The organism is Blattabacterium cuenoti (genome assembly GCF_014252015.1).
GTDB lineage: Bacteria > Bacteroidota > Bacteroidia > Flavobacteriales > Blattabacteriaceae > Blattabacterium > Blattabacterium cuenoti_U.
The window spans coordinates 279,295-293,297 of record NZ_CP059206.1; the positions used below are offsets into that span (position 1 = coordinate 279,295).

13 protein-coding genes are annotated in these 14,003 nt (G+C 25.3%); 6 read left to right on the forward strand and 7 right to left on the reverse strand.

Going from position 1 to position 14,003, the window contains the following annotated elements; genetic code table 11:
* Positions 1-87 precede the first annotated feature (87 nt).
* A complete protein-coding gene (gene murB, locus H0H50_RS01325; protein WP_185867375.1) occupies positions 88-1,110 on the reverse strand; it encodes a UDP-N-acetylmuramate dehydrogenase in 1,023 nt (340 codons plus the stop codon).
* Between the two features lie 109 nt (positions 1,111-1,219).
* On the opposite strand from murB, the gene H0H50_RS01330 reads away from it, so the two are divergent.
* Positions 1,220-1,534, forward strand: a complete 315-nt coding sequence (locus H0H50_RS01330) for a YtxH domain-containing protein (protein ID WP_238784211.1) — start codon at positions 1,220-1,222, stop codon at positions 1,532-1,534.
* 363 nt (positions 1,535-1,897) lie between these two features.
* The gene (gene rlmB / locus H0H50_RS01335) at positions 1,898-2,641 is read left to right on the forward strand and encodes a 23S rRNA (guanosine(2251)-2'-O)-methyltransferase RlmB (protein ID WP_185867376.1); all 744 of its coding nucleotides are present in this window, start codon (positions 1,898-1,900) and stop codon (positions 2,639-2,641) included.
* 2 nt (positions 2,642-2,643) lie between these two features.
* Here the strand turns inward: rlmB and pheS are convergent, their stop codons facing one another.
* Both pheS and H0H50_RS01345 read right to left on the reverse strand, forming a co-directional pair.
* Complete coding sequence (gene pheS, locus H0H50_RS01340; RefSeq protein ID WP_185867377.1) at positions 2,644-3,630, reverse strand: phenylalanine--tRNA ligase subunit alpha; 987 nt, start codon at positions 3,628-3,630, stop codon at positions 2,644-2,646.
* A gap of 7 nt (positions 3,631-3,637) precedes the next feature.
* Entirely contained in the window at positions 3,638-4,000 is a 363-nt protein-coding gene (locus tag H0H50_RS01345; protein WP_185867378.1) for a hypothetical protein, read from the reverse strand.
* Positions 4,001-4,035: 35 nt separating this feature from the next.
* Here H0H50_RS01345 and H0H50_RS01350 point away from each other — a divergent pair, with 35 nt between their 5' ends.
* Together H0H50_RS01350 and H0H50_RS01355 are read left to right on the forward strand one after the other, a co-directional pair.
* Complete coding sequence (locus H0H50_RS01350; RefSeq protein WP_185867379.1) at positions 4,036-4,545, forward strand: CvpA family protein; 510 nt, start codon at positions 4,036-4,038, stop codon at positions 4,543-4,545.
* Complete coding sequence (locus tag H0H50_RS01355; protein WP_185867380.1) at positions 4,535-5,515, forward strand: long-chain-fatty-acid--protein ligase; 981 nt, start codon at positions 4,535-4,537, stop codon at positions 5,513-5,515. The genes H0H50_RS01350 and H0H50_RS01355 overlap by 11 nt, the downstream gene beginning before the upstream one ends.
* Here the strand turns inward: H0H50_RS01355 and H0H50_RS01360 are convergent.
* The 3 genes from H0H50_RS01360 to der all read right to left on the reverse strand — a co-directional run bounded on the left by H0H50_RS01360 (position 5,512) and on the right by der (position 9,848).
* The gene (locus H0H50_RS01360; protein WP_185867381.1) at positions 5,512-7,812 is read right to left on the reverse strand and encodes an inorganic phosphate transporter; all 2,301 of its coding nucleotides are present in this window, start codon (positions 7,810-7,812) and stop codon (positions 5,512-5,514) included. The genes H0H50_RS01355 and H0H50_RS01360 overlap by 4 nt on opposite strands.
* 74 nt (positions 7,813-7,886) lie before the next feature.
* Positions 7,887-8,492 (reverse strand): Holliday junction branch migration protein RuvA, encoded by a 606-nt coding sequence (ruvA, locus tag H0H50_RS01365; protein ID WP_185867382.1) that lies wholly within the window; start codon positions 8,490-8,492, stop codon positions 7,887-7,889.
* A 27-nt stretch (positions 8,493-8,519) separates the two neighbouring features.
* On the reverse strand, positions 8,520-9,848 hold the full coding sequence (der, locus tag H0H50_RS01370) for a ribosome biogenesis GTPase Der (RefSeq protein WP_185867383.1): 1,329 nt from the start codon (positions 9,846-9,848) through the stop codon (positions 8,520-8,522).
* Between the two features lie 92 nt (positions 9,849-9,940).
* On the opposite strand from der, the gene trmD reads away from it, so the two are divergent.
* The gene (trmD, locus tag H0H50_RS01375; protein ID WP_185867425.1) at positions 9,941-10,606 is read left to right on the forward strand and encodes a tRNA (guanosine(37)-N1)-methyltransferase TrmD; all 666 of its coding nucleotides are present in this window, start codon (positions 9,941-9,943) and stop codon (positions 10,604-10,606) included.
* Here the strand turns inward: trmD and argH are convergent.
* On the reverse strand, positions 10,584-11,972 hold the full coding sequence (gene argH / locus H0H50_RS01380; protein ID WP_185867384.1) for an argininosuccinate lyase: 1,389 nt from the start codon (positions 11,970-11,972) through the stop codon (positions 10,584-10,586). The genes trmD and argH overlap by 23 nt on opposite strands.
* 97 nt (positions 11,973-12,069) lie before the next feature.
* Between argH and gyrB the strand changes: the two genes are divergently transcribed.
* Positions 12,070-13,995 (forward strand): DNA topoisomerase (ATP-hydrolyzing) subunit B, encoded by a 1,926-nt coding sequence (gyrB, locus tag H0H50_RS01385; protein ID WP_185867385.1) that lies wholly within the window; start codon positions 12,070-12,072, stop codon positions 13,993-13,995.
* Positions 13,996-14,003 lie beyond the last annotated feature (8 nt).

Here is a 14,003-nt window from a genome sequence, read left to right on the forward strand (position 1 = left end):
TAACCCCCCACCCCAATTAAAAGGTAAAAATAAAACAAAGGTAAATTGTTTCATTATTTATTTTTTTATCATTTGATTCATTTTGACTTATTGTATGACATTTACTTCTCTTGATAAAGGAATACCGAACTTTTTTTTTATATTTTTCGTTATTGTTTCTGAAAAAGAATATATTTCCATTCCAGTAGCTTTTCCATAATTTACTAAAATGATAGGTTTTTTTTTATATATTCCTACATTTCCAATTTTTTTTCTTTTCCATCCTATATTTTCAATTAATGAGTTAGCAGATAGTCTAATTTGATTATTAGAAATGTTATAGCCTGTAATAGTAGGATGTTTATATTTTAGTTTATTAAAATCCAATATCCCTACTACAGGATTGATAAAAAAACTACCAGCATTTCCAATTTTTTTTGGATTAGGAAGTTTTCTATGTCTAATATTAAAAATAGCCTGACTTAAATCATTAATAGTAGGCATTTTAATATTCATATTTTCCAATTCTTTTTGAATTTCCACATAAGATGTATTTAATTGTTTATATTTCTTTCTTAAAAGAAAAAAAACAGATAAAATTATAAATTTATTTATACAATGAGGATGTTTAAAGAAAGAATCACGATATTTTAGTTGACATTCTTCAAGTGTAAATTCTCTTATTTTTCTATTATATGTTTCATATGCTTGTACTTTTATCAAAGTATCTTTTACTTCTGTTCCATATGCTCCAATGTTTTGAATAGGGGCAGCCCCAACTGTACCAGGAATAAATGATAAATTTTCTAAACCACCAAATCCTTTTTTGATCGTCCAGTTTACAAATTCATTCCAATTTTCTCCAGCAAAAGCTTGAACAATAACTTGATAATCATTTTCTTGAATGACTTTTTTTCCTTTAATACCCATTTTCATTACTAGTCCCGGATAATAATTCTTTAAAAAAAGAATATTACTTCCATTTCCTAAAAAAAGTTTTGGAATAGATGGATATATATTCAAAATTTTTTGAATTTCTTCTATTCTTTTCACTTTTACAAAATAACGAGCATAAACATTTATTCCAAATGTATTAAATTTTTTGAGAGAAAAGTTTTGTTTAATGAACATGTAAAAAATATTTCATAAATACATAAATACAATTTTGAAAGTTTTGTTTAATGAACATGTAAAAAATATTTCATAAATACATAAATACAATTTTGTATGTAAATATTGTATGATTAAATTTATCCGTAGTAAAAGTAAAAATATAAAATTATTATTCTTTATGAAAAAAGGAGGAAGTTTTTTTTGGGGAGTTATTCTAGGAACCATAGCTGGTTTAATAGTGAGTGTGATATTAGCTCCAAAAAAAGAGGATAAAATCAAAAATATACTAGAAAAAAAAACAGAAGAACTCAGAGATAACTTACAGGAAATTGGTAAAAAAATTGGAAAAAAAGTGCATAAAATTAAATCAAATTTTGAAGCTAAGTGGAAAAAAAATAAAATAGAAAAAATGGATCAAGTAGAAGATGAATTAGGAACTTAAAACTTAATATAATAAGTTATTTATTGTTTTAAAATGTTCATTTTTATTAGAAATTTTATTCATAAGAAATGGTGTATTTTTAGAAATGAAGTCATTAAAATATTGATTTCCATTATGACAGAGGTTTTTTTGAATTTTTTATTATTGATATTTTGCATTATTATTTTTTTTTTAGTCAGCCTTTCTTTATGCTTTTTTCTTTCTTTTTATTTTGGAAATTATGTTATAGGATTTGGAATTCTAACTATTTTATATTTGATAATTTTTATTATCATATTTTTTTTTGGTAGAAATATGACACGATTTCTTATAAAAAATTTATTGAATAAATCTTTTATTAAAATTTTTGATAAATAATCTATTATGAAAAAATTAGAAATTGTTTATGGAATACATCCATTGATAGAAGCAATTCTAGCTAAAAAAACTATTAGAAAGATTTTTTTTCAAATAGGATCAAAACAAGAATCAAATGCTTACAAAAAATTAATAAATCTTTCCAAAAAAGAGCATATTCCAATTCAAACCGTTTCAAAACAAAAATTTTATCAATTGAAAAATAAAAATCATCAAGGAGTTTTTTCTATTCTTTCTCCTATAGAAACTTATCATATAGAAGATTTGCTTCCTATATTTTATGAAAAAGGGAAAAATCCACTTTTGATCATTTTAGATAGGATTACAGATGTAAGAAATTTTGGATCTATAATACGTACTGCTGCATGTGCAGGAGCAGATGCTATCATTATTCCAAAAAAAGATACAGCGATGATTGGGTCCGATTCTATAAAAACTTCTTCAGGTGCTTTATTTAAAGTTCCAATATGTCAAGAAAAAAATATATTGAACACAATAGAATTTTTGATAAACTCTGGATTGAAAATCGTTTCTGCTACAGAAAAATCCAATATATATTGGTACAATATTGATTTTTCAGGTCCAACAGCTTTAATATTAGGAAATGAAGAAAAAGGAATTTCTTACAAATATTTAAAAATTTCCTGCGAAAAAGCAAAAATTCCAGCAATGAAAGGAATATCGTCTTTAAACGTGTCTGTAGCTTGTGGCATTATTTTATATGAGATTTTTAGACAAAGAAAAATATAAATCTAAAACTCGCTTTTAAATTGTCTTAAAAAACGAATATCATTATCAAAATAAATTCTAATATCTTTTATTTGATAAATTATTAGAGCTAAACGTTCAATTCCCAATCCAAAAGCAAATCCAGAATAAATTTCTGAATCAATATTTACGTTTTCCAAAACTTGTGGATCTATCATTCCACAGCCCATGATTTCTAACCATTCACCATTACAATATATATCTACTTCAGCACTCGGCTCTGTGAATGGAAAATAAGAAGGACGGAATCTGATTTTTACTTCTCCAAAAAAAGAAGTAATCAAATAATGAATCGTTTGTTTTAAATCTGAAAAAGAAACTTTTTGATCTATATAAAATCCTTCCGCTTGATGAAACATGAAATTGGAACGTGATGATATGGTTTCATTTCTATATACCTTTCCTATAGATAATACACGAAAAGGCGGACTATGTTTTTTCATATACCGTATTTGTACAGAGGAAGTATGTGTACGTAATAAAATATCTGGATTTTTGCACAAAAAAAATGTATCCTGCATATCTCTAGATGGATGAAATATAGGAATATTTAAAGCCGTAAAGTTATGCCAATCATCCTCTATTTCAGGTCCATCTACATAAGTAAATCCAATTTTGATAAAAATATCTATGATTCTATTTCTTATAATAGACAGGGGATGTATGGATCCTATTTCTATAGATTTTCCCGGTATAGTAGGATCTAATTTTAGTACTTTTTCATTTTTTTGAATATCATTTTTTGAGTTAAAAATCTTTATTTTATTTTGAACTTCTTTTTTTAAATCATTAATAATTTTTCCATAAATTTTTCTTTTACAAATAGTAATTTTTTTTAACTCTTTAAATAAAATTGTTACAATTCCTTTTTTTTTACCTAAAAATTTAATTCTGAATGTTTCTAAATCATTATATGTTTTAATGTGAAAACATTTTATTTCTTTTTTAATATTTTCTATTTCTTTGTCCATATTTAATTTATTCAATAATATTTTCTTCATTCATATAACGAATAATAGCTTTTTTAATTAAGAATAATTGTTCTTCTTGGTTAAAAGGAATCTTATTTTTCAATATATAATGAGGCCATCCTTCCTTATCTTTTCCAATAAACAAATAATAACCAAAAGGTTCTAGTATTCTACATATTGCAATATGTAGAATGTTGATTTTATCTTCTCTATTTAAAAATTGATTCTTACCTTTTCCTAATTCTTGAATTCCTATTAGATAAATAATTCCAATTATATCAATTTTTCCTTCTATAGAAAAATTATTTTGTATATATGACATGACTTTATTCCATTTGATATGAAATTGTTGCATAAATTTTTTTTCCATTTTATTTAGTATATAGTATATATAAAAAAATAGTTATGTTAGATATAATTATTATAATTTTAGTCTTATATGGTGGATACCATGGATATAAAAAAGGATTAATTTCTCAATTATTCATATTTATGATATTTTTTATATTGATTTTCAAAGGTTTTTATGTTTATGATTTTGTAAAAGAAATCTTCAAAGAAGTCAATATAGTAAGCCAAAAATCCTATATTTTTATAATTTATTCTTTAATAATTTCTCTAATTTCTATTATTTTTTTAGCTTTTATAGCTAAAAAAATAATAGAAATTATAATGATAATCACATGGATGAAACCCCTAGATAGATTAGGAGGTGTAATATTAGGTATGATTAAATATTTTTTTTTTCTTTCAATATGTATTCTTTTTCTAAAAGAAGCAAATGAAAAAGTAGATCTCTTTCCTTATAACTTTTTTAAAAATTCCTTTGAAAAAGAATTTCAATTTTTTTTCTATAAAAAAGGATCTTTATTGAATAAATTGAAAGAATTGTATTTTAAATTTTATGAATTTTAAAAAAAAGATTTTTTCTATATTATCAAAAAAAGAATTTGATAATTTGACATGGGATATATTCCATTATCAAATTAAAAATAACAAAATTTATAAAAATTATCTAAAATTTTTAGATGTAGATCCATTTAAAATAAAAAATATTTCTAAAATTCCTTTTTTACCTATTTCTTTTTTTAAAACGCATCGTATTTGTAGTAGTAGGTGTTACGATGTCATTTTTAACAGCAGTGGAACTACTGGGATCAAAAGTAAACATTATGTAAAAAACTTAAATGTATATATTGATAGTATTAGAAAGGGTTTTGAGTTTTTTTATGGTCCAATAGAAAAATTTAAGTTCTTAGGATTTTTTCCTACAAATAGAAAAGATTCTTCTTTAATTTATATGATAAAATATTTTATACAAAAAACCTGTGAAAATGGAAGTCATTTTGTGCCTTATACTTCTTATCAAGATGTACGTATTGTTCCTGCTCAAAATGATAAAAATATTTTAATTTTCGGACTAAGTTTTTCTTTATTGGATTTTATAGAAAAAAATAATCATATGAAACAAAATGAACATCAAAACAAAGTCATTATTATGGAAACAGGAGGAATGAAGGGAATAAGAAAAGAAATCATTAGAGAAGAATTACACAATATTTTAAAAAATTTTTTTTGTGTAAAGGAAATTCATTCGGAATATGGAATGACAGAATTGCTTTCTCAAGCATATGCAAAAAAAAATGGGATATTTCAATGTCCTCCTTGGATGAAAATATATATAAGAGATCCGGAAGATCCTTTTATACATGTAGATAATAATAAAATAGGAGGGATTGATATTATAGATTTATCGAATTATTTATCTTGTCCTTTTATTTCTACCGAAGATCTAGGAAAAAAAATCAATGATAATGAATTCGAAGTATTAGGAAGAATAGATTTTTCAGACATGCGAGGATGTAATCTCATGACTATTTATTAGAAAGCCAAAAAGGATGCGTCTTTTTTTGTTGATTCAGATGAAATATGGGATAATGTATCGTTATACAATAGAATGATCTCTTCTATATTTTCCGTAATTTTTTTTGATTGTAAAAGAATATCCAACATTAAAAATGTGTTTTTTGTTCCATATTTATTATGGATAATTCCCATCACCTGTTGATTCATTTGTTCCTCAATTTTTTTTATAATTTTATTTTTTATAGTGTATTGAATTTTTTTACAATTTCTATCATTTGTTATTCTTTTTATAATGTTGAAATGTTCAATCATAAGATGCTCAAGTGTTAGTAAATTCTTTTTTTGTCTATATTTTATAGGATTATGGCTATTGATAACATGAAACAATGTATGATTCGTAATAATATCTGAAGATTCTATGATTTCTTTAGTTTTATTGTATATATGTAGATAAAAGATTCCAGCAATTGGTTCGCTATTCTTCGTTTTTCTAATCACTTTAATTAAAGAATGATGTATATTTGTAAAGTTTTCTTTTACTTTTAAAAAATTATTTCGACTCTCTTGAAGTATTTTTAAATTTTCTTGAGTAATTCCTTCTATACTTTTTTTGTAAATACTTTCAATATATTCAAGTATAGGTTTTATAATATCTAAGGTATTACTTAAAGTCGTCTCTAAAGTTAAATTCACTATACCAAAAAACGGTTTTTCTTCTATTTTTTGATATTGCATTTTATTATAGTTTTTATAACTTCTATAAAAAACAAATAAAATTAAAAAAATAAGAAAGGATAAAGCCCATGCTTTCAAAAAATATAAAAAAGTAGCTGTAATTCCTGCCATGGTAAAGGCTATTAAACCTGTTAAAAACCATCCTCTTATAACTTTTAAAACACCTGAAACTCTATAAACAGCACTTTCTCTGTCCCATGCTCTATCTGAAAGAGAAGTCCCCATAGATACCATAAAAGTAACAAAAGTGGTAGATAATGGCAGTTTTTGAACTGTCGCTATAGATATCAATATACTGGATATAGTCAAATTAGCAGAAGCTCTAACAAGATCAAAAGCAACGTTTTCTTCTTTTTGTTTTTGCTTAAAGTTTCTTTCTATTTTAACTAGAAGTCTTTTAGGAAAAAATTTAAATAAATGATATCCTAAATATAAAAAAAATCTAACAATTCCTCTAGAAAAAGAATTGGATAAAAACTTTTCTGGTCCTTCATTTTGTCTACTTAAATTAATTTCTGTACTTGTGATGTTTTTTGTTTTTTTGGAAAACCAAAGAGTGAATATCATAATCATTCCTGCAAAAATTAAAATAGAAGATGGAACCTGTACATTTCCAGATAAACTTTTCATATTGAATTTTTCGGCAGGAGGACTTCCCGATTCTTTCCATATATTATAAGATTGTATACTAGCTATAGGAATACCGATAAAATTGACTAAATCATTTCCTGCAAAAGCCATAGCTAAAGAAAAAGTCCCATATAATACGACAAATTTTAATATATTGTATCCTAAAGAAACAAATATTTTTGCTATAATAGTCCACGTTGATAATAATATCAACAAAAAAACAAAAAAATTATGGTGAATCCATTTTATGAAATGTTGAATGAATAAGGAAAATCCTGTTAAATTTTCATCAATAAAACCCTGTAAAGTACTATGTAATCCTCTTACAATAAGAAAATAAGTCATACTGCTCAATGAAATTGCAGCCCATATTACCCCTACATATTTTAATCTACTTTTATATTCAAAACTGAATAAATAACGAATAAAATAGTGAATGAAAGCACCGGAAGTAAAAGAAATAATAATAGATAAAAAAATACCTATACTAATGGTTAATGTTTTTTCAGCTTTAATGTATAGAGTTAAATGATGAAAGGGTTCATTATTAAATGGAGAAGTCATTTTTATCATGGCTATACTGAAAGCCGCGCCTAATAAACAAAAGACCATAGAGACTGTAGTAGAAGTGGGTAATCCTAAAGTGTTAAATACATCCAGTAAAATAATATCGGATATCATAACCGATAAAAAAATAAAAATAATATCTGAAAAATAAAAATAGGAAGGATCGAAAACTCCTTTTCTTGCTACTTCCATCATTCCACTAGACAAAAAAGCTCCTAATAAAATACCCAAACTAGCAAAAATCATGATAGTTCTACGAGATGCTACTTTAGATCCAATAGCAGAATTTAGAAAATTAACAGCATCATTAATTAAACCAACAATAAGATCAAATATAGATAAGAAAAAAAGAACCACTATAATTGATGGATAAAAAAGTTTCATAATAAGAGGTATTATTGAATTAAAAAAAAACAAAAGTATTTTATTCAAATTTGTTTTTTATAAGTGAATAATTTTTATGATTTCACAATTTTTTTTAAAGATTCTTTAATAAGATTTTCTACAGAAAATTCTGGATTTTCATCTAAAATATCATCCAAAACTTTTTGATATTCTTGAGAAGAAAATCCAAGCACCCTCAAAGCACTTAAAGCTTCTTTTTTTATGAAATAAGATGTATTTTCCAAAATTTTTACATTTTTTCCTTTTTTAGGATCTTGAATAATTTTATCTTTTAGTTCAATAATAATTCTTTGAGCTGTTTTTGTTCCAATTCCTTTAACTTGGTTAAACATTTTTATATCTTCTTTAGATATAGATTTTTCGATTTCATATGGAGTAAGAGATGATAATAACATGATAGCAGAACTTGGACCAATTCCATTTACGGATATCAAATAAGAAAATATTTTTCTTTCTTTTTTGTCAAAAAAGCCATATAAAACATGTTGGTTTTCTTTTATCAACAGATAAGTATGTACGCAAATATCTTTCCCTTCCTTTTCTAACAAAGAAGAATAGGTATATGAGGATATATGAATATGATATCCTACTCCATGACAATCTATAATTAAATAAGATTGATTTTTTTCTATTAACTTTCCTCTTAAGTGTGTTATCACGATATCATCAATAGATAATAAATCCTATTATTTTTTTCTAAAAAAAATTTGTATAGGAACTCCGATAAAATCAAAATGAGAACGAATTTGATTTTCAACAAATCTTTTATAAGATTCTTTTATGTGTTGAGGAAAATTAGAAAAAAAAATAAATTTTGGCGTGCATGAAGGTAATTGAGTACAATATTTTATAGTTATGAATTTATTTTTTTTATTAGGAGTAGGAGGATTTTTTTTTAAAATTGGTAACATAATTTTATTTAAAATATTCGTTTTTAATCTGTTTTTACGGGATTTTAAAACCTGATAAGCCATGGGAAGAATATTGTGTATTCCATCTTTATTTTTAGCGGATATAAAAATAATGGGAACATTATCAAATGGAGAAATTTTTTTTCTTATAAATAATTCGTAATCTTTTTGTGTATAAAAATTTTTATTATAAAATAGATCCCATTTGTTAATAAGAATTATAATACCTTTATGATTTTTTTTCACTAGTTTAAAAATATTCATATCCTGTTTTTCCCATCCACGATACGCATCTACCATTAAAAGACAAACATCCGCATGTTCTATTGTTTTAAACGTTCTCATAGTAGAATAAAATTCTATGTTATCTCTGATTTTGGATTTTTTTCTAACTCCAGGTGTATCTACTAAAATGCATTCATATTCCCATTTATTGTAAAATACATCTAGACTATCTCTGGTTGTACCCGAAATATTTGTCACAATATGATGGTTTTTATTTAAAAAAGAGTTAATCAAAGTTGATTTTCCGACATTAGGACGTCCTACGATTGAAAAACGAGGAATAAATTCGTTTTTCAATATTTTTTCTTTTTTTTTCAAAAATTTATGTTTGAATATTTCTATTAATTTATCTAACAATTCTCCCGTACCACTCCCATTTATAGCAGATATATAATAATATTTTTCAAATCCTAAACGAAAAAAATCTGTATCAAAATATACATATTTTCCGTCATCTACTTTATTTACAACTAATAAAATTATTTTTTGACATTTTCTTAATATTTTAGCAATTTCTATATCTTCATCTAAGATTCCTATTTTTATATCTACCAAAAATAAAATAACATCAGATTCTTTGATAGCTACGAAAATTTGGTTTTTGATTTCCTTTTCAAGGATATCATTTTTTGAAGTAGAAAAACCACCAGTATCCACCACAGAAAATTTGATTCCATTCCATTCTGAATTTCCATAAATACGATCTCTTGTCACTCCACTTGTTACATCAACAATAGCCTTTCTTCTTCCTACAAGCCGATTAAATAAAGTTGATTTTCCGACATTGGGACATCCTATTATAGATACGATATAATTCATTTATAAAAATTATTCACAAAGGTAGAATTTTTTTATTAGTTTCATTCTTAGATTATTAGTCAAAGTGTATATTAATGAAAAAAAATAATGCATTGCGTATAGATATTGTTAGTGTAGTCCCTGAAATTCTTTATAGTCCTTTTTCCAATTCTATTATTAAAAGGGCAATTAATAAAGGTTTAATTGATATTCATATTCATGATTTACGTAAATATGGTTTAGGAAAACGAAAAAATATAGATGATTATCCTTATGGAGGTGGAGCAGGAATGGTAATTAAAATAGAACCTGTATATCAGTGTTTTTCCAAACTTTTATCAGAAAGAGATTATGATGAAAAAATTTTTATGACTCCTGATGGAAAGTTATTTTCACAAAAATATGCTCAAAATTTAACTGATAAGAAAAATATTATTATTCTTTGTGGACGCTATAAAGGAATTGATCAAAGAATTAGAGATCACTTAATATCCAAAGAAATATCTATTGGAAATTATATTTTATCTGGAGGAGAATTAGCTGCTGCTGTTGTTGTAGAATCTGTAGTTAGATTATTACCTGGAGTCATACAAAATCAAGAATCCATTCTTACAGATTCTTTTCAAAAAGAATCCTTCATAGCTCCTCCTATTTACACTCGTCCAGTGGTTTATAAAGGATGGTCTGTTCCAAAAATACTTTTGTCTGGACATCATAAGAAAATAAAAGATTGGTTGTATAAAAAATCTATACAATTCAAACGAAAATCGGATTATTAGAGGATTCTTTAAAATGAATTTTACTATAAATTAAACGTTTTATAACTTCATTTATTTTATCAAAATCAAACTCTTTTATTATATCTTGCATCAAATTTCTAATTTGTGTATTACATAAATTTCCTATACTTCCTTCATGAGAATAACAACTCTTAGTAAAAGGTTTGAAACATCCATTTTGGATATCTAAACCTACTTTTTGATAAGCTTCCCTAAAAGAATATCCTTTTTCAATAACCAGCTGGTTCACGACTTCTACACTAAACAAGTATTTATATTTATCATCCTTAAGGATATCCTTTTTCACTATAATATGATTCAACATATATTTAAATATATAAAAACATTTTTTCATTTCTTCAAAAATAGGAATAAATCTTTCTTTAATAATTTGAAAATCTCTATGATATCCGGAACATAAATTAGAAGAAATCAAAGAAATTTCGTTAGGTAACGAAGTTATTCTATTACATTTAGCTCGTATAATTTCAAAAACATCTGGATTTTTCTTATGAGGCATAATACTAGATCCGGTAGTAAGATGATCAGGAAAACTAATGAAATTAAAATTTTGACTTAAATATAAGCAAATATCTTGTGCCATTTTACTTAAAGTTCTTGCCATAGAAGCTAGGGATTCTGAAACAATTCTTTCCATTTTTCCACGTCCCATTTGAGCATACACCACATTATAATTTAAATTTTCAAAACCCAATAAATAGGTTGTCATTTTTCTATTTAAAGGTAAAGAAGATCCATAACCTGCAGCAGAACCTAAAGGATTTTTGTTTACGATACGATATGCGGTGCGCATTAATAATAAATCATCTATTAAACTTTCTGCATATGCAGCAAACCAAAGACCAAAAGAAGAAGGCATAGCTATTTGATAATGAGTATAACCAGGTATTAATATATTTTTGTGCTGTTCACTTAATTTTAATAATAAATCAAAAAAAGAATAAGTCATGTAGACGATTTCCTTGATTTCTGTACGAACAAAAAGTTTTAAATCTACCAAAATTTGATCGTTTCTGGATCTCCCACTATGTATTTTTTTTCCTACATTTCCTAAACGATTGGTTAACAAAAATTCTATCTGAGAATGAATATCTTCTATTCCTTCATCAATCTTAAATTTTTTATTTAAAATTTCGTTAACATAAATGTTACGCAATTCTTGAATTAAAATTTTTAAATCTTTTTGATTTAATAATCCTATACTTTTCAACATAATAATATGAGCTATGGTCCCTATAACATCATGTGGTGCTAAAAGTAAATCTATTTTTGAGTCCTTACTTGAAGTAAAATTTTCTATTTCTTTATTTAAACTAAAATTCGTTTTTTTTTCCCAAATTTTCACGGAATAATATTTTTTCTATATTTGATCAATTCTGAGATAAAACTATAAATTTTATGTAAATAATAAAAATTTACAATAAAAATAAAATTAATGGATTATGAATAAAAAACATAATACAATGAAAGATTATACAGCAGATAGTATTCAATCTCTTGAAGGAATAGAACATATTAGACTCAGACCTTCTATGTATATTGGAGACGTAGGAATTAGAGGATTACACCATTTAGTTTATGAAGTCATAGATAATTCTGTAGATGAAGCTTTGGCAGGTTTTTGCAATAAAATATGGGTAACTATTCATAAAAATGGATTTATAACTGTCTTTGACAATGGTCGTGGAATTCCAATAGACATTCATAAAAAAGAAGGAAAATCGGCTCTAGAAGTCGTTATGACTAAAATTGGTGCAGGGGGGAAATTTGATAAAAATTCATATAAAGTTTCTGGAGGGTTACACGGTGTAGGAATTTCTTGTGTTAATGCACTGTCTAAAAAACTTATAGTTACAATTTATCGTAACGGAAAAATTTATCAACAAGAGTATTTAAAAGGAAAACCCCTTGACTCTGTCAAGTGTTTAGGAAAAACCAATATGCAAGGAACAAAAATTTATTATCTTGCTGATCATTCTATTTTTAATTCGATTATATACAATTATGAAATTTTAGCTAATAGATTAAAAGAATTATCTTTTTTAAATAAAGGTTTGTACTTATTTTTAAAAGACGAGAGAGAAAATATAAAAGAACATTTTTTCTCTCAAAACGGATTGAAAGAATATTTAGCAATTTTAAATAAAAATCAGGAATCTTTAACTAAAGAGATCCTTTTTATTGAAGGGGAAAAAGATAACACTATTGTAGAAATTGCAATGCAATACAATACTTCTTTTAAAGAAAAAATTTATTCTTATGTTAATAATATCAATACTTCTGAAGGAGGAACACATATTTCTGGTTTTCGAAGAGCACTAACAAGAACGTTAAAAAAATATGTGGATGGATATGGTATTTTATCTAATAAAAAAATAGAATTAACTGGAGATGATTTTAGAGAAGGAATTACGGCTATTATATCTGTTAGAGTAATGGAACCTCAATTTGAAGGACAAACTAAAACCAAATTAAGTAATCATGAAGTAGGAGGTATTGTGGAAAAAATTGTAGGAGAGACATTGTATAGTTATTTAGAAGAACACCCTAGTGATAGAAAAAAAATTATTGATAAAATTTTATTAGCAGCTAAAGCGCGTCAAGCAGCTAAAAAAGCTCGTGAATTAATACAAAAAAAGACTCCTATAAGTAGTATTTTACCCGGAAAATTAGCGGATTGTTCTTTCAATAATCCAGAAAACTGTGAAATTTATTTAGTAGAAGGAGATTCTGCCGGAGGTACAGCTAAACAAGGAAGAGATAGAAATTTTCAAGCCATTTTACCTTTGCGAGGGAAAATACTAAATGTTGAAAAAGCGATACAATATAAAATATTTGAAAATGAGGAAATAAAAAATATATTTACTTCTTTAGGAGTTTCTATTGGAACAGAAGAAGATCAAACCATTTTGAACATAAAAAAACTTAGATATAATAAAATTATCATTATGACAGATGCAGATATAGATGGAAGTCATATTTCTACTCTAATTTTAACATTGTTTTTTCGTTATATGAAACCTTTAATAGAAAAAGGTCACATTTATATTGCTACACCTCCACTTTATTTAATTAGAAAAGGAAATCATTCTCAATATGCTTGGAATGATCAAGAAAGAGAAAACATTATCCATAAATTAGGAGGAAGAAAATTTATCAATATACAACGTTACAAAGGATTAGGAGAAATGAATGCAGAACAACTTTGGGAAACGACGATGAATCCCAAAAAAAGAACTTTACGTCAAGTGAATATAGACGATGATTCGGAAGCAGACAAAATTTTTTCCATTCTTATGGGAGACGAAGTTCCCCCACGAAGAAATTTTATAGAAAAAAATGCTATACATGCAAAAATTTATGTTTAGTTTTTAAG

Bases quoted from the DNA above. Each gene is read 5' to 3' on its own strand.
- H0H50_RS01350 (WP_185867379.1), top strand. From the start codon at position 4,036: ATGTTAGATATAATTATTATAATTTTAGTCTTATATGGTGGATACCAT.
- gyrB (WP_185867385.1), top strand. From the start codon at position 12,070: ATGAATAAAAAACATAATACAATGAAAGATTATACAGCAGATAGTATT.
- H0H50_RS01360 (WP_185867381.1), bottom strand. From the start codon at position 7,812: ATGAAACTTTTTTATCCATCAATTATAGTGGTTCTTTTTTTCTTATCT.
- der (WP_185867383.1), bottom strand. From the start codon at position 9,848: ATGAATTATATCGTATCTATAATAGGATGTCCCAATGTCGGAAAATCA.
- pheS (WP_185867377.1), bottom strand. From the start codon at position 3,630: ATGGACAAAGAAATAGAAAATATTAAAAAAGAAATAAAATGTTTTCAC.
- H0H50_RS01355 (WP_185867380.1), top strand. From the start codon at position 4,535: ATGAATTTTAAAAAAAAGATTTTTTCTATATTATCAAAAAAAGAATTT.
- H0H50_RS01330 (WP_238784211.1), top strand. From the start codon at position 1,220: ATGATTAAATTTATCCGTAGTAAAAGTAAAAATATAAAATTATTATTC.
- H0H50_RS01345 (WP_185867378.1), bottom strand. From the start codon at position 4,000: ATGGAAAAAAAATTTATGCAACAATTTCATATCAAATGGAATAAAGTC.
- rlmB (WP_185867376.1), top strand. From the start codon at position 1,898: ATGAAAAAATTAGAAATTGTTTATGGAATACATCCATTGATAGAAGCA.
- murB (WP_185867375.1), bottom strand. From the start codon at position 1,110: ATGTTCATTAAACAAAACTTTTCTCTCAAAAAATTTAATACATTTGGA.